This is a genomic window from Desulfitobacterium elongatum (assembly GCF_055378975.1).
This window is the reverse complement of the sequence record NZ_AP038772.1, coordinates 3,476,341-3,499,397: the sequence shown is the minus strand read 5'-3', so window position 1 is coordinate 3,499,397 and position 23,057 is coordinate 3,476,341. Positions and strand designations below refer to the sequence as shown.

Annotated in this window: 27 protein-coding genes and 1 riboswitch; of the genes, 21 read left to right on the top strand and 6 right to left on the bottom strand. The window is 44.1% G+C overall.

Annotation, left to right across the window (positions count from 1 at the left end; genetic code table 11):
• The first annotated feature begins 59 nt into the window (after positions 1-59).
• From ACZ42W_RS16570 to ACZ42W_RS16555, 4 genes are all read left to right on the top strand, one after another.
• A complete protein-coding gene (locus tag ACZ42W_RS16570; RefSeq protein WP_464166375.1) occupies positions 60-263 on the top strand; it encodes a hypothetical protein in 204 nt (67 codons plus the stop codon).
• On the top strand, positions 260-559 hold the full coding sequence (locus ACZ42W_RS16565) for a hypothetical protein (protein WP_075365514.1): 300 nt from the start codon (positions 260-262) through the stop codon (positions 557-559). Before ACZ42W_RS16570 ends, ACZ42W_RS16565 begins: the two co-directional genes overlap by 4 nt.
• A gap of 194 nt (positions 560-753) precedes the next feature.
• A complete protein-coding gene (locus ACZ42W_RS16560) occupies positions 754-1,437 on the top strand; it encodes a response regulator transcription factor (protein WP_075365552.1) in 684 nt (227 codons plus the stop codon).
• 47 nt (positions 1,438-1,484) lie between these two features.
• Positions 1,485-2,858: a sensor histidine kinase gene (locus ACZ42W_RS16555; protein ID WP_464166374.1), complete on the top strand. Its 1,374-nt coding sequence runs from the start codon at positions 1,485-1,487 to the stop codon at positions 2,856-2,858.
• 74 nt (positions 2,859-2,932) lie between these two features.
• Here ACZ42W_RS16555 and ACZ42W_RS16550 read toward each other — a convergent pair whose 3' ends face one another.
• Positions 2,933-4,129: an anti-sigma factor domain-containing protein gene (locus ACZ42W_RS16550; protein WP_075365512.1), complete on the bottom strand. Its 1,197-nt coding sequence runs from the start codon at positions 4,127-4,129 to the stop codon at positions 2,933-2,935.
• Between the two features lie 12 nt (positions 4,130-4,141).
• The gene (sigI, locus tag ACZ42W_RS16545; RefSeq protein ID WP_075365511.1) at positions 4,142-4,864 is read right to left on the bottom strand and encodes an RNA polymerase sigma-I factor; all 723 of its coding nucleotides are present in this window, start codon (positions 4,862-4,864) and stop codon (positions 4,142-4,144) included.
• Positions 4,865-5,234: 370 nt separating this feature from the next.
• On the opposite strand from sigI, the gene ACZ42W_RS16540 reads away from it, so the two are divergent.
• From ACZ42W_RS16540 to lspA, 9 genes are all read left to right on the top strand, one after another.
• Positions 5,235-5,639: a metal-sensitive transcriptional regulator gene (locus tag ACZ42W_RS16540; protein WP_464166373.1), complete on the top strand. Its 405-nt coding sequence runs from the start codon at positions 5,235-5,237 to the stop codon at positions 5,637-5,639.
• A 92-nt stretch (positions 5,640-5,731) separates the two neighbouring features.
• Positions 5,732-5,905, top strand: coding sequence for a hypothetical protein (locus ACZ42W_RS16535; RefSeq protein ID WP_464166372.1), 174 nt, complete (start codon positions 5,732-5,734; stop codon positions 5,903-5,905).
• Between the two features lie 144 nt (positions 5,906-6,049).
• Complete coding sequence (locus ACZ42W_RS16530; protein ID WP_464166371.1) at positions 6,050-6,238, top strand: hypothetical protein; 189 nt, start codon at positions 6,050-6,052, stop codon at positions 6,236-6,238.
• Between the two features lie 124 nt (positions 6,239-6,362).
• Positions 6,363-6,698, top strand: coding sequence for a hypothetical protein (locus ACZ42W_RS16525; protein WP_464166370.1), 336 nt, complete (start codon positions 6,363-6,365; stop codon positions 6,696-6,698).
• Between the two features lie 159 nt (positions 6,699-6,857).
• Positions 6,858-7,118: an SHOCT domain-containing protein gene (locus tag ACZ42W_RS16520; RefSeq protein ID WP_464166369.1), complete on the top strand. Its 261-nt coding sequence runs from the start codon at positions 6,858-6,860 to the stop codon at positions 7,116-7,118.
• A 201-nt stretch (positions 7,119-7,319) separates the two neighbouring features.
• Positions 7,320-7,697: a carboxymuconolactone decarboxylase family protein gene (locus ACZ42W_RS16515; protein WP_075365506.1), complete on the top strand. Its 378-nt coding sequence runs from the start codon at positions 7,320-7,322 to the stop codon at positions 7,695-7,697.
• Positions 7,698-7,895: 198 nt separating this feature from the next.
• The gene (locus tag ACZ42W_RS16510) at positions 7,896-8,525 is read left to right on the top strand and encodes a hypothetical protein (protein WP_464166368.1); all 630 of its coding nucleotides are present in this window, start codon (positions 7,896-7,898) and stop codon (positions 8,523-8,525) included.
• 195 nt (positions 8,526-8,720) lie between these two features.
• Positions 8,721-10,898, top strand: a complete 2,178-nt coding sequence (locus tag ACZ42W_RS16505) for an FTR1 family protein (RefSeq protein WP_464166367.1) — start codon at positions 8,721-8,723, stop codon at positions 10,896-10,898.
• A 263-nt stretch (positions 10,899-11,161) separates the two neighbouring features.
• Positions 11,162-11,626: a signal peptidase II gene (gene lspA, locus ACZ42W_RS16500; protein WP_075365503.1), complete on the top strand. Its 465-nt coding sequence runs from the start codon at positions 11,162-11,164 to the stop codon at positions 11,624-11,626.
• Positions 11,627-11,739: 113 nt separating this feature from the next.
• Here the strand turns inward: lspA and ACZ42W_RS16495 are convergent, their stop codons facing one another.
• The 4 genes from ACZ42W_RS16495 to ACZ42W_RS16480 all read right to left on the bottom strand — a co-directional run bounded on the left by ACZ42W_RS16495 (position 11,740) and on the right by ACZ42W_RS16480 (position 15,588).
• A complete protein-coding gene (locus tag ACZ42W_RS16495; RefSeq protein ID WP_464166366.1) occupies positions 11,740-14,094 on the bottom strand; it encodes a heavy metal translocating P-type ATPase in 2,355 nt (784 codons plus the stop codon).
• A 220-nt stretch (positions 14,095-14,314) separates the two neighbouring features.
• A complete protein-coding gene (locus ACZ42W_RS16490; protein WP_464166365.1) occupies positions 14,315-14,581 on the bottom strand; it encodes a hypothetical protein in 267 nt (88 codons plus the stop codon).
• Positions 14,582-14,607: 26 nt separating this feature from the next.
• The gene (locus ACZ42W_RS16485; protein ID WP_464166364.1) at positions 14,608-15,129 is read right to left on the bottom strand and encodes an ImmA/IrrE family metallo-endopeptidase; all 522 of its coding nucleotides are present in this window, start codon (positions 15,127-15,129) and stop codon (positions 14,608-14,610) included.
• 42 nt (positions 15,130-15,171) lie between these two features.
• Positions 15,172-15,588 carry a helix-turn-helix transcriptional regulator gene (locus ACZ42W_RS16480; RefSeq protein ID WP_464166363.1) on the bottom strand — a complete coding sequence of 139 codons (417 nt, stop codon included), beginning with the start codon at positions 15,586-15,588 and terminating at the stop codon, positions 15,172-15,174.
• Between the two features lie 233 nt (positions 15,589-15,821).
• Positions 15,822-15,909: riboswitch (cyclic di-GMP riboswitch) on the top strand.
• 73 nt (positions 15,910-15,982) lie between these two features.
• Here ACZ42W_RS16480 and ACZ42W_RS16475 point away from each other — a divergent pair.
• The 8 genes from ACZ42W_RS16475 to ACZ42W_RS16440 all read left to right on the top strand — a co-directional run bounded on the left by ACZ42W_RS16475 (position 15,983) and on the right by ACZ42W_RS16440 (position 23,036).
• Entirely contained in the window at positions 15,983-16,198 is a 216-nt protein-coding gene (locus tag ACZ42W_RS16475) for a hypothetical protein (protein ID WP_464166362.1), read from the top strand.
• A gap of 300 nt (positions 16,199-16,498) precedes the next feature.
• Positions 16,499-16,915, top strand: coding sequence for a sigma factor-like helix-turn-helix DNA-binding protein (locus ACZ42W_RS16470; protein ID WP_464166361.1), 417 nt, complete (start codon positions 16,499-16,501; stop codon positions 16,913-16,915).
• Between the two features lie 562 nt (positions 16,916-17,477).
• Positions 17,478-18,185: a recombinase family protein gene (locus ACZ42W_RS16465; RefSeq protein WP_464166360.1), complete on the top strand. Its 708-nt coding sequence runs from the start codon at positions 17,478-17,480 to the stop codon at positions 18,183-18,185.
• Between the two features lie 16 nt (positions 18,186-18,201).
• On the top strand, positions 18,202-18,363 hold the full coding sequence (locus ACZ42W_RS16460) for an SHOCT domain-containing protein (protein ID WP_464166359.1): 162 nt from the start codon (positions 18,202-18,204) through the stop codon (positions 18,361-18,363).
• An 80-nt stretch (positions 18,364-18,443) separates the two neighbouring features.
• Positions 18,444-20,075, top strand: coding sequence for a recombinase family protein (locus ACZ42W_RS16455; RefSeq protein WP_464166358.1), 1,632 nt, complete (start codon positions 18,444-18,446; stop codon positions 20,073-20,075).
• Complete coding sequence (locus ACZ42W_RS16450) at positions 20,044-20,943, top strand: recombinase family protein (RefSeq protein WP_464166357.1); 900 nt, start codon at positions 20,044-20,046, stop codon at positions 20,941-20,943. The genes ACZ42W_RS16455 and ACZ42W_RS16450 overlap by 32 nt, the downstream gene beginning before the upstream one ends.
• 21 nt (positions 20,944-20,964) lie before the next feature.
• Positions 20,965-22,620 carry a recombinase family protein gene (locus tag ACZ42W_RS16445; protein ID WP_464171050.1) on the top strand — a complete coding sequence of 552 codons (1,656 nt, stop codon included), beginning with the start codon at positions 20,965-20,967 and terminating at the stop codon, positions 22,618-22,620.
• Between the two features lie 212 nt (positions 22,621-22,832).
• On the top strand, positions 22,833-23,036 hold the full coding sequence (locus ACZ42W_RS16440) for a helix-turn-helix domain-containing protein (RefSeq protein ID WP_464166356.1): 204 nt from the start codon (positions 22,833-22,835) through the stop codon (positions 23,034-23,036).
• Positions 23,037-23,057 lie beyond the last annotated feature (21 nt).

The window sequence follows — 23,057 nt, the reverse complement described above, 5'->3', positions numbered from 1 at the left end:
AAATATGTTTTTGATAAGATGGCATAAGTAATGTCCAATAGACGAGGGGTCGAAGTTTTATGAGAAGTTGTGTGTTATGCAAGGGGCGTCAAATCGGAAAGATTGGGCGTGATCGATATTACTGCTCAGAGTGCTACCATGAGTGGACAGATGGAGAAAGGGGAGTACAACTATTCACGATTTTCCCAGATGGAGCAGTAAAGAGAGTTATGGGAAAATGTATAGGAAAAGAGAACTGGGTTAGTCGGAGGGGAGCCGGATGAAAAGTAAAATCATTGTCATCTTAGTCGTAGTCATGGCCTTTTTGAGTGGGATGTTCATCCCTAAGGCCATAGCGATGCTACGCCCCTCGGTTTGGACTCAAAGTCTACCCGCTGCCCAGCCCAGTGAACCCGTCACTAAAAATAATTCTCAACCATCCTCCAATGTGGAAAATGGAGCTGGGGGAGGGGGGATGTGGTATAGTCCAATGAAACCGAATTACAATCCTCAATTTGATTGGTATACTCTCCCTAAGGATCAATGTGAGAATGACAGAAACGATGATTGGTGTTGGTAGAAGCTAGTTAAATGGTATAATCTCGGATTTGATGATAAATACTGTGCCTAAAGCCGCTTTTTTAATGCATTAACCTTCAGGAACGTTTCGTAATTAACCACGTGACGTTGCAACTTGAAGCAGAAGATTGAAGAGGTTTGAACCCAATATTTAGTTAACACTCGATTATTTTTCTGAGGAGGAAGTGGTTGGATATGAGAATTTTGGTGGCAGATGATGATGAACGGATACGAGAGATTGTTCGCCTATACCTTGAAGCCGAGGGTTATGAAATTGAAGAGTCTGAAAATGGAAATCGTGCTTTAGAGAAGGTTCGCAATGGCGCATTCGACCTTGTTATCTTAGATTTGATGATGCCGGGTTTAGATGGGTGGACCGTATGCAAAATCTTGAGGAAAGAGACTCAAATTCCAATTATCATGTTAACTGCTAAAGGAGAAGAAAATGATCGGGTACTCGGGTTTGATTTAGGAGCCGATGACTATGTAGTAAAACCGTTCAGTCCAAGGGAACTCAGTGCACGAGTAAAAGCAGTTCTACGAAGACTAGAAGGAGAACAGACGAAAGAACATCTTATTACATACCCTGGTTTTACGATCAATCAGATCACCCGCGAGGTGATCGTGGAGGGAACAGAGGCGAAACTGACAACGAAAGAGTTTGATTTACTCTTAGTTTTAGCCAAGAATCCAAATCGGATATTTACCCGGGACCAGTTACTTAACACGGTCTGGGAGTACGACTATTGCGGAGATTCGAGGACAGTCGATACACATATCAACCGTTTACGCTCGAAATTTGAAAGTCAAGTGGGTTTCAGTGATTTTATTCAAACCGTTAGAGGAGTGGGGTACAGATTCGAATTCAATGGTCATTAAAAAAAAGCCTTATCCTTAAACTTTGGCTGACGATTGTTGGTTTAGTTTTGGGTGTCTTTTTATTTTCAATTCTAATTCAAGCTCAACAGATTAGGACCTTAATTTATAATCAGCAGGCCAAGTTTTATATCTATGAGGCTGAAGAAGTTGTTACAATATACAATACTTATAAAGCGGATGAGAGTACGCTTATCAATGAAAGGTTTCAGATTCTTGGAAAATTCTTAAATGCGGATATCGCCATAGTGAATCTTGACGGAGGGCAGTTATTGGGTCAGCCAATAAGCGTACCCCTAAAACGGATTCTTCTGGAGCCAGCTTTTAAAGGAAAAATCCTAAGCGGAAATAATGTGGTTTACTCCGGAAAGCTTCCGGGAGTAACGGATGAAACCTTTCTCGTTGGCGTTCCATTAAAAGGCCAAAACCAAGTTATAGGAACAGTAATTATCAGTAGCCCGTTATCATCGATTAGGCAACATGTTCAAAGCTTATTATGGATTGCATTCATTGGAGCACTGATTGGAATTATATTAGCAACCATACTCAGTATGTTCATTTCCAGAAAGCTCATTCGGCCTCTCATTAAAATGGAGGATACAGCGAAACATATCGCGGAAGGGGATTTTGGCCGACAAATTGAAGTCACCTCGGAAGATGAGGTCGGACGTCTAGCACATTCCTTTAACGTCATGTCCGCCGAACTTAAGGAAAAAATTGAAGAGATTGAGCGTTATGATCGCTTGCGTCAGGAACTCCTATCGGATGTTTCTCATGAATTGCGTACTCCATTAACCGTGATCCAAGGGTTTTCAGAGGCAGTTTTAGACGGATTAGTGAAGTCTAAAGAACAAGAGCAGCACTACTTAAAACTGATCATCGATGAAACGGAAAGGCTTAGACGCCTCGTTGATGATTTGCTCGATCTCAAAGGATTAGAAGCTGTCGAAACCTTTGATGAGATGGATTATGTTGTTTTGAATAAGCTCGTTCAGATTTCAATCGAGCGATTAAAGCAATTGGCTGAATCGAGAGAGATTCAATTAGAGGTTATTATACCGGAGCAACAGGTTACGATTTGGGGCAATAGTGATCGACTGAAACAAGTTCTTACGAATTTAGTGGATAATGCGATAAAGCACTCTGAATCCGGCGGGAAGGTGAGAATTCAACTTGGTCTAGAAAAAGACTGGGCCTTCATCGCGGTAAAGGACTCGGGTCCGGGGATCCCTCACGAAGAGCTCGAAAATATCTGGGAAAGATTTTACAAAGTCGACAAGTCCAGATCTAGGCGAGGAACCGGGACCGGCTTAGGACTTTCGATTGTGAAGAAGATAATTGAAATGCATCATGGGAAGGTTGTAGCAGAAAGTGAATTAGGAAAGGGGGCAATGTTTAGCGTCTATTTACCGTTAGCGGAATAGCTGGTTTAGGTGGAAATAGCTAATTCAAAGTAAAGGAGAAGGTCGAGATGATGCTCGCCTTCTCCTTTACGTGTTTACCAGGAACGATAGCTGCCCTGATTCGATTCCTGAGTGGAGGGAGAATCTTGCCAGGAGTTCATAGGCTTGGAAGATTGATACTCACGATCATGTCCTGTCTCGGAATTCCAGTCTCTGCTTTGGTTATCGTCTGTAGAATGCGAATTAGTCATTGGGTTCTCTTGTTGAGAGGGATTTTCAGGCATGGATGGGGGTGCGTTCATGTTCATGGAGGGAGGATTTACTGAATTGTTTGTATTACTCGATTGTCCGTTCACATTCATGGGTGAAGTGTTTTGTTTGCTTGGCCCCATCATCGATGGATTTATATGATTCTCCTCAGGTGAATTCGAATCCGGCTTCCAAGGTTCGGAGTGTTCTTGATCATGGGTTTCATTTCCTCCCGGTTTTTGAGGTGACTTGATTTCAATACTCTCTTCTGGAAAAAGACTCATTACATTGGTTTGGGCATTAGAGAGCGCTTTTTGAAGGTTACCGCCCTGGATCGCTTCAGGAGGAAGATCAATACCTTTTTCTTGGCAACGCTCATAAATCAAATGGTTATTCACAGACATACCATGATTGAGGGCTTCTTGACGAACTTTTTCGTCAGATTCCCCAACAACCAAGTTCCCGTGGAGATTGAGTCGCGACATTTCATTTTGGATCGAATTCTTTAAGGTTTCGCGATCGAGATTACTATCCATCCATTTAGACAATGGAATAATTCGAGCGAAAACAAGGTTGTCAGATTCCTTTAAGTTGCCCTCTTTTGCAGCACTTTCAATGATGAGATCGATAGCTTGGTAAGCATCTTGACCTGTGAGAGTTCGTTTATCAAGCGTGTAAGTCCTACCGTTCATATCGCGTACTTCGATGACTTTTCCGTCTTTATTCACAAGAAGTTCTATGCTCTTATCCACATTACTTTGATCCATATCAAGTGCAACCGATGCGACGGCCATGTTGGGAAGGGCAAAAACATAGAACGCCGTGAGACTGATGACAAGCAACAAGGCGGCTGCTGATGCAGTGTACTTGGACCAAGATCGATAGTGAAGCGGGGTTTGTTTAGGTTTGAGATCGACTTGAATCGTATCCCCTACCTTCGGGAGAGCTTTGGGTGTAGGAACTTCCAGAAAGTCTCCTTTTTCCGTTAAGATAACCGTCGTTTTTTTGGATGTCCTCATAACGATTCCTTGACTCTTTTTCATCTCGCGACCACCTTATTCCGTAAGTTCTGAACTGATTTGTAAGAAGGTTTTGAGGGCATAAAATTCAGGTTCCGAAAGGATTAAAACGAGAGCGATGATATATTTTCTTCCCTTTTCTAAGACCTTGCGTTTGATCCCTGTCAAGAGTTCAAGCTCCTTAATCGGGAGGAGCTTTTGTTTTTTTAGATGGGACAGTAAGTGAGGGTAGTGAACCAGAGTCAGAGACACACGAATGAGAGTTTGTTTACTGTCCCGATGCTTGGGAGAAACCTTAACCAAGTCATCTAAGTTTACCCCATATTCACTGAGAACCCGGACATAATTCTCGATAACTTCAGCAAATTGAGTATTATTTTGTTCCTCTTGATATTGCTCTTGGGAGATATTCATATCATAGCGACTCAATTCTTCATCCTCGGGATTCATGGGCGAGAGGGCAAGATGCTGATGTTTGCCTTCTTTGCGGAAGTAATCCACTAATCTTCTTCGGATCACCATTTGAACAAAACTGTAAAAAGAAGCTCCTCCATGCAGGTCGAAGTTGTCGATCGCTTCATTAAAGGCTATAAGGGCAATACTTAGCTCATCATCGTTATTCCAGGTTAAATAGCGGTTGCAGACCTTGGAGCTTACCCTAATTATAAATATTTTATGAGATTTTATAAGTTCCTCTCGTGCGAGAGCATCCCCGCTCTTGGCTGATATTAAGGTATCTCTCAAAACCTGTTCCTGCACCTTAATCACTCCGCTTAATAGTCATTCGTAACACTGAAGCATATTTGAAGGGTAGAAAAAAACATTCGATACCCATTATAGGTATAGAATGTTACAACATTGTCACATTATTGTTTCTTTTGTGTTACATAAGCAAAAAGAGCAGCAAGTACAGAAGCTACGCAGGTTTCTATTAATGATTAGAATGATCACAATAACTTTAAACTAAGAGATTTATAACAAATAATTTAAAAACCTGTAACTTTGCCGTGAAACTCTTTCTTTAAAATAGCAAATAGTATAAGCATAAGGCATAACTCAACCGCCGATCGCGGTGTAGGTTTTGAACAGTACCTTGAGTTTTTAATTATAAGATGGGAGGATAGAGCCTATGGAAAAAGTTAAATCAACAGACCAAAAACAAATTCTAAACCGGGTAAAGATCATACGCGGGCACTTTGCTGCAGTAGAAAGAATGATTGAGGAAGAACGACCCTTTAAAGAGATTCTACTGCAACTGACGGCTGTACGCTCGGCAATCCATCAAGTTACAGTTTTGGCAGCCCAGCGCTATGCGCAAACAATAACGGATAATGGGCAAGAGGTCAATGAAGCAATTAAGATGCTGATGGATTTAAATCAATCGCTGGTGTGTGTGCCGCTGCCGCGCAGGGACACGACGCTATTGGACGACAAAGTAATTTTAAAAACTATTTCCTTACGGAAGAAAAAAAGCTTGAGCTTGAGCAAGGTGGCATACCCCCCAAAAATAATCAAACTTAAACGAATGGCTTAGTGAACAGAATCTATTTAATGAGTCAGGAATAACTGTTGGTCTCAGATTCAGACGCTTTGGTTTTAATTTTCTGATAATAGGAGGTTGTAAAAATGTGTGCAGGTGGAATGGTCCTATTTCGTAAACGTGAGGATGGAAAAGTTCGTTCGGTCGCGTTGAGCAAAGGATTTTACTATTCTTATGCCCATTCTTTTTTGAGCGGGCTTAAGCAACTTGACAGAAGATTTTTAACCGCTGGAAAAGAAGCCTCACAAAAGATTCGATAAAGAGGTACGATTCTCATGAAGCAATGTCCATTATGTGATAATCATGGTGTGGGTCGATTTTGCCGCACACGCTATCTTTGCGACCAGTTACAACAAAATAAAAGGATGAATCAAACATTCGTTACAGTCAAGGAGGGATCTACTATGAACAGGTTAGAGATTTTACGTGTGGAAAGAGAAAGAATCATTATGACGTTAGGGAAAGAGAACAAGAATCGAGTAAAATTGTTAACCATGCTCATGGATGTTGATGACGAGATAGAGGAAATTCTAGCTAGTGAACTCAAATCATGGTCATTGGGGCTAGTCAATAACCAGCAATTATCAACTTAAAGTAGGATTTCTCCCAGACGTACGGCCCTGCAGCCTACTTTAACAAAAATGTTAAGAATCTGTGACGTGGGCGTAAAATGACAAGTTTATTCTTTGCTTAATAATGTTGAAAGGAGGGAACAGAGTGAAGTTATCCAAAATAGTCCTAGTACTTCTGGGAGTTGTTGCTTTACTTACCGTAGGGGTACCTACCGCCAAAGTCTTGGCATCGCCAGTCTCTCCGCAAATATACTGGACGACACAACAAGCAGATCCAAATCAACCTGTGCCGAATACACAACAGCCTGGGCCGAATACACAGCAACCTGGGCAGCAAGGTCCTTCTTATGCCCCTGTTTATGGATACTGGTATGGACCGACGAACCCCAATTATTGGCGGGATTACGATTGGTTTAACTATCCGGGAAATAACCGCTGGAACGGTGGGAACATGTGGCAGTCCGGCTGGGGGTGCTGGTAAAACTTACTTGCCTCAATAAGACTCCCTAAAATGGAGTCTTGTTTTCATCGTAATCCCTTTAACACCGGTCCTCTAAACTCTTGTGCAGTATGTCGATATCTCCCGTTTGCTTTAGTATTGCTTTATTAATGGAAAGTTCACGGAAAGGAGGAGTGATTTATGTTTGGCGGTTGGGGCTGTGGCCCATTCTTTGGCAGCGGATTTTGGGGGATGGGGATACTTGGGATGGGAATCCAATTGCTTTTTTGGATAGCATTAATTGGATTTTTGGTATATTTATTTCGGCGGATAGGTTCTCGGATTCCTATGCGTAGGTTCATCGGACAAGATGAGGCCTTGGATATTTTACATGAACGTTATGCCCGTGGTGAGATTGATTTGGAAGAATATCAAAAGCGTAAGAAAGAATTGCTACGGTAACTATATTTTATTCAAATAGGGCGGCTGTCCGATAATGGATAGCCGTTTTTATTAATTAAAGGTTAAGCACAGGGGGATTGTTTTTTACTATTTAACAAAATTGTTAAAAACCCGTAATCTTCTTGTGATTATTTCAGGTTAAAATACGCTTCATAGGCTTAGATGATTTTAATTCAAATAGGTTAAGGAGGGAATATTTAAATGCCAAATGTAGAATTGTTATCGGAAGAAAATGTTAACCCGGAAGTTCAGGAAATTTTCCGCCAGTTGAGGGAAAAGTTTGGTGAAATACCTGCACCATATCGAGCAATGGCTCACCATCCTAAGTACCTGAAGCTTGTTTTGAGTAAGATGGAAGCTGTGATGGGCTCCGATGTTCTGGATTTGAGAACAAAGTTAGCCATTGCTTTTACGGTTTCAACACTTAATAACTGTGCCTTTTGCATCAGCATGTATGCTAAACAACTTCGCGATGCAGGATTTACGGAACAACAGATGATTGAAATCTTGGCGGTCGTTGATTTTGTTGGTGCCATGAATCATTTTAATAACGGTATGCTTGTAAAGCCGGAAATGTAAAAAAATATCACCTACCCCTCAAAAAAGATTCACCCTTAACGAATAACTGGATGAAAACGGGGGGTGGTCAAAAGAAAGAAGAGAGTGGTTAACACAAGCTTGCAAGTTAAGCGATGGTACTGATCTAAAACATTGTCGTAATCACAGGTTTAAAAAGGGAAGGATGATTTTACATTGAAAAACATTAAAAACACGCTCTTGGTAAGTGCCTTATCACTTGGTTTAGTGGTCGGGGCAGTGGGGGTTGTCAGTGCTGCCACTTCCACGGACTATCAGCAAAAAATCGCTAACTGGGTCACAAATGACCCTAATCCGATGGTCATGAACATGAATACCGGATCTAATACGGGAGCTACCACCAGTACGAACACTACTGCAACTGCCACTTCTGCATCGACAGTCAGTACACCAGTTGCAACGGCTGCTGACACAAACGCGGCCCAAAATAGCGGCAACCAAAATCAAACGCCGCAGAGCAGTACACAACAAACTGCTCCTCAGCAACCAGCACCAAGTCAACCCGCTCCCCAACAGCCGCTACCTCAACAACCCGCTAGTCAGCAACCCGTTCCCCAAACCCCTGCTCCAAACCAAAACGCTCTTTATAACCAAATGGTCAACAACTGTATCCAGTGGGATCAACAAATGATGCAGCAATATGGAGTGAATCCACAGAATCAAGCGGCAATGCAGCAACAATGGCAAAACGCCATGCAACAACGCCAAAATGTACAAAAATCTGGAAGTGTCAACAACAGTGGATATAATGGAAATAGCTGGGGTGGGAACCGGATGTCCGGTAACTGGTCTAGTAACATGGGCTGGTAATAAAATGAGCCTGAAGTAGGACCGGCAGCTTACAATGTGGGTGCCTGTCCTACTTTTTTGTGTGTGTTATGGGGTAGCTAGCTAATTCAAGACAAAAAAATAAATCCTTCCTTGACAATCGATGGCAACGGAAGTATTTTTATTGTAGAATGATGATAATGATTATCAATATCAAAGTAAGAGAGGAGAATAGTGGTGATTACAGCGTTAGTCTTGACACTGCGCGAAGCAGTTGAGGCCGTCCTAATTATTGGCATTTTGATCTCATTGGTAAACAAGACGCGACCTAAGTATGGAGCAAGTATGGTTTATGGTGGCGCAATAGTTGCCGTCTTAGTCAGTGTGGCAGTCGCCCAGATTTTCGGGGAGGCGTATAAAACTTTCGGAACTTCGGTGGAAGGCATATCTGGCTTACTGGCGGTAGCCTTATTAACTTACATGGTGTTTTGGATGGGGGAACAGGCCAAAGATTTACAGCATCAACTGCGTGAAAAGGCTGGAAGCGCACTTTCGAGCGGACAGTCATGGAGTCTTGGCATATTGGCTTTTCTTTCCGTATTACGGGAGGGCATTGAAACGGTTTTGTTCTTAGTCTCAACGGCTGACACAACACCGTTGGCCCAAGTCATTACAGGCGCGGCTTTGGGGATCTTGATGGCCTTGCTTTTAGCTGCGCTGCTTTTCCGGGGCCTTTTAAGAGTGAATCTCCATAAATTCTTTACTTGGACAGCCTATTTGCTGATTGCATTTGGGTCCGGAATACTGGGCAAGGCAACGGCAGACTTACAGGCTGCAGGATGGTTGCCCGGCACAATTTCTGCTTGGGATACCAGTCGAATTGTAAGTGAATCATCACCTATTGGGGCGCTTCTTAGCGGAGTTCTAGGGTACAGTTCCAATCCTACTCTCTTACAAGTCTTTGTTTACCTGGGGTACTTAATTACTGCCCTGTATCTTTTTCGGGCATCAGGGCAACAAGAGACCAGCACGGAATACGGCCACCCTTTCCGGGCAATCGGCGCTGATTACAATCACCCGGTATACCGCCTCTTACGCAGCCGGTGGATACCTAAGCTGCCAATGCTCCTTTTAACATTTATTTTTGTAGCGCTGCTCATAATCGCACTATGGAAGATACCGGTAGGACCTTTTTCCGGACAGGGGGACCTTCAGTGGGGGTGGTTCAGAGCTAAGGCAGAAAACAACCTGTTTATCTTCTTAGTATGGGTAATTTGGTTACCTCTAATCTCGATTTCAGCCGTTATTCTTGGGCGCTTCTGGTGTGGCAACCTTTGTCCGCTCCGTCTGCTCACTGAAGGAGCTAGTAAAATAGGCGAGTGGCTCAGGGGGCGGCCTTCATCCAGTACTCCGTATTTGCGGGCGGGCTGGATATTGCCAAGCACCTTTGTTTTGATTACGATCCTTGTACGTGTTTTTGATTTTCAGAGTGAAGCTCGCTACGGTGCCTATCTCTTCTTGGGAATCGTATTTGCCGCTTTGATCATCGGTCTCTTTTTCCGGAAGGGTACATGGTGCAGATACGTTTGTCCGATTGGAGGATGGTTGGCTCGTATTGCGCGTTTAAGTGTTCTCGGTGTTCGCCCTCGTAAACCCGCTTGTGAGACTTGCGTTGAACGAACTTGTTTACAAGGAAGGGCGCTGACTGTATCAAGCGATGTGAGCCAAGAAGTAGCGGCCACTGGTAGGGTGGAAATTCCACTTGCGCCAGTGGTACGCGCAGAGAGATGCCCTGTCTTCTTAGCGCCAAACCGTTTAGAATCTAGCCAGCATTGTCTCCAGTGCTGGAACTGCGTAAAGAACTGCCCTAAGGAACGGAGCGGGATGCGGGTTGGTCTGCGTTTTCCCGGTGCCGAACTCTTTAAACCCTACGCTCCGGATCTCGGAGAAGCGGTTTATATCTCCGCGTTGTTAGGAATGTATATGGCAGTGACAATGCAAGGAATTGTATGGCCACAGAACCCGTTTCTCCTGACACTTGCTTTGTTTATGGGTTTATCGGCGGTAGTTTATGCCGGTTTGAGTTATTTGGTTTCAGCGTTGGCACGTATCTCTTGGAGAGAAGTCGTCACTACTATTGGTTATAGTTTTCTACCTATGGAATGGGCCACGGCTATTATTACTATGGGAGACGATTCTCTGGAATTCTTTAATATCGTTGTGCCGGCCTCAGCTATCCTTCTAGGAATTGGCTTCATCTGGAGCTTGGTACTTGGAACATCGATCTTGTTACATCGGGCTCCTAGTAAAAAGCGAGCGATAATGGGACTACTCCCGGTGTTTGTAGCCTTGTTCCTGCTGCTATTGTTCTGGTCCATTCGATTCTTATCCGGCCAAGTTATTGATCTGACTTAAAAATTCAGTTTTTATCATGATAACTGCAAAGATCTTGTAAAAAGAATAATTCCTTTGACATATGTCGATGGGAATTCTACCGGGACATTCAAAAATTCCTATCGTACGTTTTTCAAGTTGGATATACACAAGTTGCTGTGGATCGGTCCATTGCATCGGTTATTTCAGTTAACGTATAAAAATATGAACCACGAATACCTTACTGGGACTCGTGGTTTATGCCTTTGTGATATCGATTATCCAAGTAGTATCGGAGGTATGAAATGAATTATTTTATTATTATAGCTGTGCTAGTAACTGTAGACCAGGTGTTCAAGTACTTGGCACAAACTTTTCTCAAACCCGTAGGTACATTGCCAATCGTTAAGAATGTATTTCACTTAACCTATGGGCAAAATACTGGAGCGGCATTTAGTATTTTACAAGGTAAGCAAGCATTCCTCATCATAATTACGTCTATTGTTACTATAGCTCTAGTAGTTTACTTAATTAAGAATTATAAAACACAAAACCATCTATTGCTTATATCCCTCACCCTTTTTATATCCGGGGCTTTGGGGAACCTTACTGACAGGGTGCGACTAAATTATGTAGTTGACTTTTTGGATTTTACTTTGGTTAACTATCCAATTTTCAATACGGCAGATATTTTCGTCGTATCAGGCTCTATATTCCTTGCCTATTTTGTCTTATTTGCTAAATCGGTTAATTCACGAAAAGACATTTAAAGATGACAAAAATACAAGGTTTATCCCAATTTAAATCTTAGACTGGCTTAACGTTTGTTTGTAGTCAACTATTTTCAACCCTGATGGGATTAGCAGTAGAGCAGAAGCAGTGTCTATTTCATCACTCGCATGGCATTTAAGACCGCGATTAGAGAGACCCCTACATCGGCGAAAACGGCCTCCCACATTGTGGCAAGTCCACCCGCTCCTAAAATTAAGACGACAACTTTAACACCAAAGGCAAAAATAATATTTTGCCAAACAATCCTATAGGTCTTTCTGGAAATTCTTACGGCTGTAGCTATTTTGGAAGGTTCGTCGGTCATAATTACCACATCAGCCGCTTCGATGGCTGCATCAGATCCTAATCCACCCATCGCAATACCTACATCAGCCCGGGCCAGAACAGGTGCATCATTTACTCCATCCCCTACAAATACGAGTTTTCCCTGAGGAGATTTTTGTTTTTCTAGGCTTTCCACCCGCTCTATCTTTTGATCAGGAAGTAGCTCTGCATGAACTTCATCAAGATTAAGCTCTTGACCAACATTTTCTGCTACTGAACGGGCATCGCCAGTGAGCATAACCGTTTTTTTAATCCCGAGTTCTTTAAGAGATCGGATCGCGGTAGGGGAATCCTCTTTAATCTCATCTGAGATTACTAGATAACCGGCATAGTTCTTGTTTGTTGCTACATGGACGATAGTACCTGGCACGTTGATCGGATCATCATAGGGGATATTCTCCTTGATCATTAACTTAGCATTGCCAGCAAGTATTTCTTCACCTTTACTCTGAATTTTTAGACCATGACCGGGTATTTCGTTATAGCTTTGTACGTCTTCTTTATTTACCGGTTTACTATAGGCTTTTAAAATTGACTCAGCTATCGGATGATTTGAATAAATCTCAGCTTTGACCGCTAATTCTAAGAGCTTTTCTTCAGTGAAATCTTGGGATGGTTTTATTTGAGTGACTTTGAAGACTCCTTTAGTTAAAGTCCCTGTCTTATCAAAAACTACAATTTCTGCGTTTTTGAGGGCTTCTAGATAATTACTTCCTTTAACCAAGACTCCTTGTTTGGATGATCCGCCTATCCCACCAAAGAAACCTAAAGGAATCGAAATAACTAAAGCACATGGGCAAGAGATAACCAGAAATACTAAGGCCCGGTAGAGCCATTGGTAAAAAGTCGCACCCGGGAAGACGAGGGGAGGAATAATTGCTATAAGTAAAGCGATGATAACGACAACCGGAGTATAATACCGAGCAAATTTGGTAATAAAGTTTTCCGTTGGGGCTTTACGGCTACTGGCGTTTTCGACCAAATCCAGGATTTTTGCGACAGTTGATTCTGCAAATTCTTTGGTTACCTCGATTGTTAATAATCCGTTTTTATTGATGAAGCCGCTTAATACATCCATACCGGGCTCAATCTCCCGGGGAACGGATTCCCCGGTAAGTGCGGAGGTATCGACCATAGACATTCCATCAATCACTTTACCGTCCAAGGGAACACGTTCACCGGGTTTGACGATGATGGTCTGTCCCTTAGTGACTTGCTCTGGTGAAACTTTCGTAATTTCCTCATTGACCTTGAGGTTGGCATAATCTGGTCGAATATCCATGAGGGCAGTGATCGATTTTCTTGAACGGTTTACAGCTAAATCTTGAAAGTATTCTCCAACCTGATAAAAGAGCATCACTGCTACACCTTCTGGGAATTCACCGATGGCAAAGGCCCCAACTGTGGCTATACTCATCAAGAAGTTTTCATCAAAAACTTGACCTCGACGAATGTTGCGGATAGCATTCGTTAAGACCTCAGATCCGACCAGTAAATAGCTTATAAAATAAAGAGCGAATTCCACCCAGTATGTGAACCGGAAGATTAAACCAATGGCAAAAATTACAGCACCGAGAGTAAGCCGGATTAACTCATTTCGTTTATCAGATTTCTCTTCATCCTCTTTATTTTTGAAACTTGAGACTTTTACAGCGTCTTGACTCTCTTTAATTCTTACCCCGGGCTCAATCCGTTGAACCACTTGGGCTGCTTCGACGGTTATTCGGTTGAGTTCATGTTTATCTGCTTCGATCGTAAGTCGTTGAGTAGCAAAATCCAGTATTGAATTTTTGACTCCCGCAATGTTTTTAACTTCCTTTTCTATTTTGGAGACACAGTTAGCGCAGGTTAGCCCAACCAAAATCAAGGTTTGGGTGGATTTTTCGATTTCCTTGTTTTTAATGATGACTTTGGGTTCAAGTTTTCGAATCACTTTTTGGGCTTCGGTTAAAACATGATCTAACTGGTCTGAATCCGCGGCTTCAATTTTGAGAGTTTTGGTCACGAAGTTTAGGGATGCTTCGCGTACTCCTGTAATGCTTTTAATGCTATCTTCTATTTTGATGGCACAGCTAGCACAGTCCAGACCGTCTAAAGTAAGTTGATCACGCGCGTTAGACAATAGAATCCATCCCCTTATAGGCTAAGATGTTGCTAGTACTTTAAGCCAAAATAAGGGGAAATATACGCAAAAAACTATTATTTCATTAAATGAATAAATCTAAATGCACGTGCGTTCAGATATACTATCGTTGAGATATCCGAATGAAAGCACATAACAATACCGTTCAAATAAAAGCCCCTCTCGCATAGTGTAAGAAGGGCTTTCGTAAATATTATCTTTATCGCCGTTCAACTAACCAGCGTCCGATATTGTTTCCGGTAATCGAGGCGTTTCTCTCAAAAAACAGAAAGCTTTGTTGTCCATTGACGCTGATTGTATACTGGTCGCCTTGTCCTCTGGCTTTCATTGCCGCCGCTGGCCGGACGTTAAGAATCCTTTCAATGATATATGTGCAGCCGTCCTTCCAGGTCAGTTCGAGCGGCAATAATAAACCGTCCTTGTCAAAGGCGGCCACGACAGGCACATAGACTTTAGTATCAGCCATGTCTGTATTCCTCCTCAGAAAGGCGGTTATCGGCCTAAGAAATCTGACCGTGGGGTATAAGCTGTATTGAAAGAATAGCCTCTGGAGTTCATATCTCCCATCTTTATCAGCATGAGGTTAATATCCGTGTTCATCATGGCTGCGATCTGGACAACGTCATAGCCTTCACGGGCATACTCATGAACCTCGTCATCTGGGAGAAGCAGTGAAGCCGCAAACAAATTGGCCTCATACTCCGGGCGCGTATTCATGGAATAAAGAACATATTCACGGAACGGACTATCATCGGCAAGATCCCGATGATGTGCGTCATGTCCGAGTTCATGGGCGCAAACCAAGGTCTGTACTTGCTTCGGCAGATTATCATTCAAAAAGATGAAGCGGTTGCGCTGAATCACGCGGTAAAGCCCTTTCAGCTTGGTGAAGTCATTGCGTAACAGAACCTCGATGCCCAGCCCGTCTGCTATGGCAAAAGGATCGCGCGTTCCGAAACGTCTGACATATTTTTCAGCTGATTCATAAATGTGCCCCTTGTTCAATGAATTCACCCCCATGCTAATTCTATCACAGCAGCAGTCCCAAATAACGGACTACACCTTGTCGGCTTTACGGTACCTCTTTGGTGTATATTTCTTGTTTTTCTCCTTGGCTATCCAATAAGAGTCAGTGATTGCTCTCATAACGGCGTCCAGATCCTCGTCGTCCATATCGCCGCCGGCAAACAGTCCGCTAACTTCTGTGACAAGCTGTTGAGCATACTTCTTTCCACGGTAGCCGTATTTTTCACCGGCAGCATTTATAAACTCCTCGTTCTCGGTCAGAAGATAATTCACCTCAACACCTAAAGCTGCAGCCAGCTTACCGTATACCTCGCGTTTCTTAGGATAGCAATCTCCGTTTTCATAGCTGACCATTGTACGGAGAGATACTCCCACCGCCTGCGCCAGTTCCGCCTGCGTCATGTCTTTTGCGACGCGGGCATTTTTTATTTTTTCTCCGAATTTCATGTAGACCGCCCTCCTATAATAAGCAGGTAAGTTTCATATTGTATATTGACAAGTGAAAGTAAATTGCATATAATTCAAATATGCAGATAACCTGCATATTTATAATAATTCATGTTGCACATAGTGTCAAGAGTTATTTCTCTGTGTAAAGTGATTGAACCCAGCGGATTGCCGGAAAATTACCGTCTGCAAAGCGCATGACGGCTTTAATTACTCTGACAGCTAAATATAAATAAAGTTAAGGGCAAACCTGTCTAAAGGCAGGGACGCAAAGCCGAGGGTCTAAAGCGTTTGCCGCGCTATGACAGCCTGGCTGCCGATCTTTGCGAATGCCTGCCCTTTTTTAAGAGCAGGCATTTGTATTGATAGAGAAAATAATGCAGGAGGGTACGAGATGGTGAAAAAGATAAAGCTCAAATGTCCGAATTGCGGACGCCGAATTGCTGATTACAGTGGAAATGCTGAGGCCTTGGCTCTGGTGGCTGAAACGAGTAAGGCCGAAAGCGATGTACTCAGCTTAAAATGCCACCTGTGTAAATCACAGGTTTCGATTATGCTGGACAATAACGAGGTTTATGGAAGTAAACAGACCTCTGATTCCATGAAATAGTACAGGCTATACAACCGAATAAATAATACATCTATATTCGATTCCAGCGCTTGACGCTATCCTCCCCTTAATGCGGAGTGATTATAAAGGTGCCGGCCGAGCCTGACGAGTAGCACTATTGCTATGCGTCAGGCCCGGCCGGTTCTGCATTCCGAAGAAGCTGCTCGTTTGGCTCCCCAGAAAGGAGCAAAACCAGTGGCTTTTATTTTATGCAATAACAAAACAGCAGCTTGCTGCCGATCTCCTCCGCTTGTTCTTCATTTCCGGATTTTCAAATTCACGAAATGGAGGACAAGCTATATGGATAACCATGTTGAAAATTATTGCTTGCTCGTTAGGGGCAAGCGCATCCCAGTGACTAAAGAGGTCTATAAAGCCTATTACCAAAGTCGGGATAGGGAAAAGTACCTGGACAAGCTTGCGGAGGAAAACAATATCTCGCTTGAAGGCTGCAATGAGAAAGGCATCTCTGTAGAATACATAATCTTTGCCGCAACGGATTCTATGGAGGAGAGGATCATAACCGAGATGTTGATCGTAAAACTGCGCCAATGCATCAAAATGCTAGATGAGTCTGAAAAAATGGTCATTGCAGAGCTTTATCTTCAGGGTAAAAGCGAGCGTCAGATGTCGAAGGAAACCGGTATTCCATCGATGACAATACACGACCGCAAGACCAAGATACTTAAGAAATTAAAAAAAATGATGGAAAAGTAAAAAGTTTTTCCGTGCAACCCCTCACTTTTTTCCCTAAAGAAGTGAGGGGATTTTTTTATTCCCTTGTTGCTCTTTGAGAATATCATATCCGGCAGCATAAATACATGAGCTGTCCAGCCGTGTGAAAAGCGGCAGCGACGTTGACGGGCGCGCCAAGACTGCCTGCGGATGAATTTCATCCGTCGAACCGATGGCATCGAAGGTGACGAGCGGGAACGCCTGGTCATAAAACAGTCCGTGGTGGACTGTTTCGCAATGAAATGGACAGTGATAATGCTACTTCCGTCCAGCCACAGACTCAAGCAATGGGGGCGGCTTCCAGAGATCCTGGGAGAGGTGAGAAACCTATGGCGTTTGCTCAACCGGCAAACCGTTTATGCTGCCGCCCTTAGAGCTGTAAGGCTTTTTCGCTTCGGGAAGTAGTGTCGAATAGAAGCGGCAATTTGTAATGAAGAACAAGCAGATCATTTTTGATCTCAGAAACTATGCGGCAGGGCTGTTTTTTTAACGTCCTGCCGTATCCTTCTGAGATTAAATTCAAAATATCAGGGAGGAAAACGATATGAAAAAGGAAGTAATGGCTGAATTGCTAAAGAAGGAGCTAATTATCGGATACGTATACGGGCTTGACGGAGAGTGTCAGGAATTCTATTTTGAGAAATCCCCGTCCGGCATTACAAGCTTTATCATGCTGAAAAAAGAGCATGTGGACAAGATGGTTTTAACGGATACGCTGGATAGGCTGGTTCTGGACACCTTCGGCGAATTTATCAACTGCTGTCCGGACCAGAGGCTTCTGCAGGAGATTACGAAAGAGCTGGTACTCATGCAGCTGGGTGAAAAGGAGCCTGTCAGTATTCCGATTGTGAGCGTTGATGAGGCTCTTGAATTTTTAAGCCATGGAAGCCAGAAGCGAGCATGGATTTATTGCCGGATCGACGCGCCGGAGGATACCCACGGCGTCCTGAAAGACCAGAAAAAGGAGCTTATGGATTACTCAGAACAGATGGGATTTGTTGTTGTCGGCGAATCAGAGGATATAGGAAGCGGGCTGGATTTTGACCGTGCCGGTCTTGCGGAGGTCATGAATGCTGCCGGTGATGGCAGAATGGATGTATTGCTGGTAAAGAAGCTTGACCGTCTGGGGCGGGATACAGCCGAATTGCTGGAGTTTCTGCGGGGACTGGATCAGCTGGGCATTGAGCTCTATTCACCGCTGGAGGGTCGAATCCAGGTGGATTATCAAAGCCCTTCCCTTTCTGTGCGGTAAACGGAGGTTGAGAGATATGTCAAAGAATCAGGCGGCAAATGAAGTGAAATACAAGGTGGCGGTAAAACTGCTGGATATCATGCTCCGTAACGGCCTTATCTCCCTTGCTGAGTACAAAAAAATTGATGAATTGAACCGTCAGACTTTCACGCCGGAGCTTTCCGAGGTATATGCGTAAAAACACCTGGATATCTCAAAGCTTGTGTGGTATTGTGTGTTGCTGATAGGAGTCAAAAACGAGAGAAAGGAGAGAAAGCCATGGCAAAAAAGATAACAAAAATTGATCCTGTCAAGCAGCAGGTCGTCCGGCAATTACAGCCGAAAAAGCGGGTTTGCGCCTATTGCCGGGTAAGCACCGACTCCAGTGAGCAACAGAATTCCTTCACCGTACAGCTTGAGTATTATACCGCCTTGATTGAAAATCAAGAGGACTGGCAGTTCGCCGGAATCTACGCTGATGAAGCAAGAAGCGGGACAAAACTTCAAAAAAGAGATGACTTTTTACGGATGCTGAAGGACTGCGAGGACGGCAAAATTGATATGATCATCACAAAATCCTTGACCCGCTTCGCCCGAAACACAGTAGACAGCATCGAGGCAATCCGCCGCTTGAAGGGGCTTGGTGTCGCCGTCTATTTTGAAAAGGAGCATATCGACAGCCTGTCGGAGAAGAGCGAGCTGATGCTGACCATTTTAAGCTCCTTGGCACAGGGCGAATCCGAAAGCATCTCCACCAACAGCAAATGGGCGGTGATAAAACGCTTTCAGGACGGTACCTTCATCCTTGGTACTCCCGCATACGGCTATACCAAGGATGAAAGCGGCGAGCTGATCATTCAAGAGGGAGAAGCTGTGGTAGTCCGACGTATTTTCCGAGAATACTTAAACGGCAAGGGTACTTATGCAATCGCCAAGGATTTATCGGAGGAAGGGATCTACACCATACGCTCAGCTGAAAAATGGAACGACGGTGTGATAAAGGAGATATTGTTAAATCCCATTTACACCGGAAATCTGCTTCATCAGAAAACCATGACCACAGAGGTACTGCCCTTTAAGCGACAGAGAAACAAGGGCCAGCTTCCTCAGTACCTGGTAGAGGACAACCATGAACCTATTATCTCACATAAGCAGGCGCAGGCGGTCAGGGAAATCTTTGAGTACCGCAGAAAGCAGATGGGGGTGGACGATACGAGCAAATACCAAAGCCGGTATGCCTTCAGCAGTAAAATTCTCTGCGGCGAATGCGGCGGTATGTTCCGGAGGCAAAAAATCTACATCGGCAAGCCCTATGAGAAAACCCAATGGTGCTGTCGTCAGCACATTTTGGACAACACCAAATGCAGCCAAAAGGCAATCCGGGAGGATGACATCCAATGGGCGTTTACCGTGATGTGGAACAAGCTTGCAAGCAATTATGCCGAAATTCTCACTCCCCTGCTGGATACGCTTAAAAAGCTCCGGATGGACGAACAGCAGGAGCAGGAAATCGGGGAATGCAGCAATAGAATCATGGAACTCACAGAGCAGGGCCATATACTCAGCAGATTGGTATCAAAAGGGTATATCGACCCTGCAGTATTTATTGAGCGGCAAAATGCTCTGACTATAGAGCTTGCCGCTATGAAAAAGAAAAGGAGCCAGCTTCTGGACAATAACGGCTTCGACATAGAGATTACCGGAACAGAGCAGCTGCTGGAGTTGATCAGAAATAATCCTCACGTTATAGAAAAATACCGTGGGGATTTATTTTTACAGGCGATAGAAAAGGTCATCGTACAGAAAAACAGACAAATCACCTTCCGGCTCATCAACAGACTGGAGCTGTCCGAACCCCGCAGGAAGGAGGTGATTGAGGATGATGCAAAGGCACATGCCCATCGGGTATAAGCTGGTGGACGGTAAAATACAGCTGGATGAACCAAAGGCGGCTGTTGTAAAAAAGATATTTGCAGACTATCTGTCTGGTACTTCCACCTCTGCTCTTGCAAAACAGCTGACCGAAATGGGCTTTTCGAACGCCAACAACAAAGCTTCCTGGAACCACGGCTCCATCGGCAAGATATTGGAGAATGTCAAATACCTTGGGGATGAATTCTACCCGCAGATGATTTACGCAGAGATGTTCGAGCAGGTGCAGAAACGCCGTAAGGAACGATGTGATCAGCTGGGGCGAAGCATCCAGCCAAACAGTGCAAATCGCCAGTATCCATTCACTGGAAAGCTCCGGTGCGGAGAATGCGGAGAGGTTTACCGCAAATACATTGAGCACTGCGGCAAATTATCGGAGAAGTCTTTCTGGAAATGCAAGAAGTACATTTACAAGAACCGAGTTTGTTGCCGGTGCGGTTTCCTCACGGATGAACAGCTTGAAAAAGCCTTCATCGAGGCAATTAATAGGATTCTGGCACGGATACAAATTATCGACCGGAAACCAAAGAAAGAGCCAATTTCCAATAACCCCGAATTTAATAGATTGGATCAGCGCATTAAGGAGCTGGAAGCAGAAGGGCAGTATTCGTCCAATGAACTTCCGGCTCTTATTTTTAAGCGGGCACAAGCCTTTTATAAAACGGCAAAAATCGATGACGCTGAATATAACACCGAAAAGATGAAGCAGGCGTTTTCAGACAGACAGCTTCTAACGAAATTTGATGAGGAACTGTTTCTGACAGTGATAAAGCAAATCACGGTATCCGCTGACCATCGGCTGGTGTTTGAATTTATAAACGGATTAACCATAGAAGCCGGATACTAAACCAAGGAAGGAGAAACCATGATGCAGACAGCGACAGCCAAAAAGAAAAGCATATCCCTTATACCCTCCAAGCCGGAGTATGACAGGAGTATAAAGCCTCAGTTTAAAGCCCTGCGGGTGGCGGCATACTGCCGCGTCAGCACCACGCTGGAGCAGCAGGAAACTAGCTATGAAGCCCAGGTATCCTACTATACTGAAAAAATAAAGAGTAATCCCAACTGGAAGCTTGCCGGAATTTACGCCGATGACGGGAAGAGCGCTACAAACACCAAAAAGCGTGACGACTTCAACGCCATGATCGAGGACTGCATGGCTGGGAAAATCGACATGGTCATCACCAAATCGGTCAGCCGTTTCGCAAGAAACACGGTGGACAGCCTGCAGAATATCCGCAAGCTCAAGGAAAAGAACATCGCCGTTTTCTTCGAGAAAGAGGGCGTGAATACGCTGGAGGGAACCGGCGAGCTATTAATCACCATCCTGAGCAGCCAGGCGCAGGAGGAAAGCCGGAACTTAAGTGAGAACACCCGGTGGGGCTTGGTCAGACGGTTTGAGAACGGCATCGTCTCGGTCAACCACAATAAGTTTTTAGGCTACACCAAGGATAAAAACGGCGAGCTGGTCATTGTACCGGAGGAAGCGGAGCTGGTCAGACGGATTTTCCGCCTTTACCTTGAAGGGAGCAGTATCATACAGATTACCAAGATATTGGAGACGGAAGGGATCACCACCGTCACAGGTCTGACCAAGTGGTGCCCCGGAGTCATCGACAAGATGTTGAGCAACGAAAAATATATGGGCGATGTCCTCCAGCAGAAAACCTATACCATTGATTTTCTCACTAAAAAGCGGGTGAAGAACAAAGGCATCGTCCCCCAGTATTACATAGAGGATGATCATGAAGCCATTATCCCCAAGGAGCTTTATTACCAGGTGCAGGAGGAAAAAGCAAGACGCGCAAGCCTTAGTAAGACAGCGGCAGCCCGAAGGGCAAAGCAAGAGAAGGAAAAAAGCAAGTATAGCTCCAAATTCGCCTTAACCGACATCATGGTATGCAAAGAATGCGGTCAGCCATACCGCAGGCAGGTATGGTCTAAATACGGCCAGAAAAGCGCGGTGTGGCGGTGTGAGAACCGTCTGAAGAACGGAACCAAGAACTGCAAGCACTCCCCCACGTTCAAAGAGGATATCCTGCATGAAGCGATAATGGCCGCCATAAACAGCGTCGTAGAAAACCGCGGCGAGTTTGTCGGAGCCTTCCGTGAGAATGTAATCCGAGTCATCGGCAGTTACTCCACTAAAAACGTGACCACCGAATATGACGGGCAGATCGAAAAGCTGCAGGGTGATATGCTGGCCTTGATTGAGGAAAACGCAAAGCAAGGCTCTATTAAGGAAGATTTTGACGAGCAGTACCATAGGATAGCGGAGCAGATCAACGATCTAAAGCAGAAAAAACTGGAACTGGTGAGGGAACAGAAAATGGCGGCAAATTTTCAGCAGAGGCTCGACGCTATGGACGCCTGCCTGAAGAAAACCACCTGCGAGGTCAGAGAATTTGACAACGACCTGGTCAGGAGGCTCCTGCAGAACATCAAGGCCGTCAAGGACGAACTGATAGAGATCCAATTCAAATCCGGAATCGTGATGAACCAGCGGGTTTCATACTTTGATTAAAACGAGGCAGGGGCAGTTGAAAAGCTGTTCCTGCCTGAAAATAGTATCTGTTAAGACTAAAATCCTCAGTACTGCTGAGGGTTTTAGTGTTGGCAGTGGTATTGTAGCGGGTAGGTTTCGCGTACTTTTAATTCATGTTCGCGAATTTTTTGATTGAAAACAACCCCATATTATGCTATTATTTTATAAACGAAATCTATGGGGTGGAAAGAATGGCATTAAGCTACAAGAAGCTGTGGAAGCTCCTTATTGATAGGAATATGAAGAAGAAGGATCTGCGGGAGTTATCCGGTATCAGCCCTGCTTCTATGGCTAAGTTAGGGAAAAATGAAAACGTCACAACTGAGGTGCTTGTAAAGATTTGCACCGCCCTAAAATGTGATATTTCAGATATCATGGAAATGGAAGAAGACTAGGATTGATTATATAGACAATCA

Bases quoted from the DNA above. Each gene is read 5' to 3' on its own strand.
- ACZ42W_RS16450 (WP_464166357.1), top strand. From the start codon at position 20,044: ATGATGCAAAGGCACATGCCCATCGGGTATAAGCTGGTGGACGGTAAA.
- ACZ42W_RS16460 (WP_464166359.1), top strand. From the start codon at position 18,202: ATGTCAAAGAATCAGGCGGCAAATGAAGTGAAATACAAGGTGGCGGTA.
- ACZ42W_RS16565 (WP_075365514.1), top strand. From the start codon at position 260: ATGAAAAGTAAAATCATTGTCATCTTAGTCGTAGTCATGGCCTTTTTG.
- ACZ42W_RS16530 (WP_464166371.1), top strand. From the start codon at position 6,050: ATGAACAGGTTAGAGATTTTACGTGTGGAAAGAGAAAGAATCATTATG.
- ACZ42W_RS16470 (WP_464166361.1), top strand. From the start codon at position 16,499: ATGGATAACCATGTTGAAAATTATTGCTTGCTCGTTAGGGGCAAGCGC.
- ACZ42W_RS16465 (WP_464166360.1), top strand. From the start codon at position 17,478: ATGAAAAAGGAAGTAATGGCTGAATTGCTAAAGAAGGAGCTAATTATC.
- ACZ42W_RS16535 (WP_464166372.1), top strand. From the start codon at position 5,732: ATGTGTGCAGGTGGAATGGTCCTATTTCGTAAACGTGAGGATGGAAAA.
- ACZ42W_RS16475 (WP_464166362.1), top strand. From the start codon at position 15,983: ATGGTGAAAAAGATAAAGCTCAAATGTCCGAATTGCGGACGCCGAATT.
- ACZ42W_RS16550 (WP_075365512.1), bottom strand. From the start codon at position 4,129: ATGAAAAAGAGTCAAGGAATCGTTATGAGGACATCCAAAAAAACGACG.
- lspA (WP_075365503.1), top strand. From the start codon at position 11,162: ATGAATTATTTTATTATTATAGCTGTGCTAGTAACTGTAGACCAGGTG.
- ACZ42W_RS16445 (WP_464171050.1), top strand. From the start codon at position 20,965: ATGCAGACAGCGACAGCCAAAAAGAAAAGCATATCCCTTATACCCTCC.
- ACZ42W_RS16560 (WP_075365552.1), top strand. From the start codon at position 754: ATGAGAATTTTGGTGGCAGATGATGATGAACGGATACGAGAGATTGTT.
- ACZ42W_RS16515 (WP_075365506.1), top strand. From the start codon at position 7,320: ATGCCAAATGTAGAATTGTTATCGGAAGAAAATGTTAACCCGGAAGTT.
- ACZ42W_RS16490 (WP_464166365.1), bottom strand. From the start codon at position 14,581: ATGGCTGATACTAAAGTCTATGTGCCTGTCGTGGCCGCCTTTGACAAG.
- ACZ42W_RS16520 (WP_464166369.1), top strand. From the start codon at position 6,858: ATGTTTGGCGGTTGGGGCTGTGGCCCATTCTTTGGCAGCGGATTTTGG.
- ACZ42W_RS16480 (WP_464166363.1), bottom strand. From the start codon at position 15,588: ATGAAATTCGGAGAAAAAATAAAAAATGCCCGCGTCGCAAAAGACATG.
- ACZ42W_RS16540 (WP_464166373.1), top strand. From the start codon at position 5,235: ATGGAAAAAGTTAAATCAACAGACCAAAAACAAATTCTAAACCGGGTA.
- ACZ42W_RS16570 (WP_464166375.1), top strand. From the start codon at position 60: ATGAGAAGTTGTGTGTTATGCAAGGGGCGTCAAATCGGAAAGATTGGG.
- ACZ42W_RS16455 (WP_464166358.1), top strand. From the start codon at position 18,444: ATGGCAAAAAAGATAACAAAAATTGATCCTGTCAAGCAGCAGGTCGTC.
- ACZ42W_RS16440 (WP_464166356.1), top strand. From the start codon at position 22,833: ATGGCATTAAGCTACAAGAAGCTGTGGAAGCTCCTTATTGATAGGAAT.